The organism is Bacillus sp. mrc49 (assembly GCF_002803435.1).
Map to the genome: position 1 here is coordinate 1 of NZ_PHNG01000346.1, position 346 is coordinate 346.

General features: G+C 35.3%; 1 protein-coding gene. It reads left to right on the forward strand.

Annotated features, from left to right (window positions below; translation table 11 throughout):
* Positions 1-86 precede the first annotated feature (86 nt).
* On the forward strand, positions 87-346 hold a 260-nt coding region (locus CVN76_RS02260; RefSeq protein WP_232732069.1), incomplete at its 3' end, for a helix-turn-helix domain-containing protein.

A 346-nucleotide genomic window follows, 5' to 3' on the forward strand; every position in this document is an offset into this window, starting at 1 on the left:
AGTTAATAATATAACTTACTGAGTCATACGTCAAGAGGTTTACGAAAAAAGTTTTTTAAAGTATAATTGGCGTTGAGGTGAGGGAATTGTCAGCAAATAAAAAGTTACTTACTCCTATGGTCGATAATGGGTTTATTTCATCATTAGAGGGCACTTTAAAGGAACTAGAGATAACGAAGAATGCTTTAGCAGTTGAAGCGAAGGTGAGGCCTGCAACCATTAATGACCTAGTAACGGGTAATGCAAAACAGGTTAATTTTGAAACACTTAAGGCGGTTATAGATGCGCTTAATCGTAAATCCCTGGAGACCAATATTGTAATATTTTGTCGGATAAATTTTTTTGC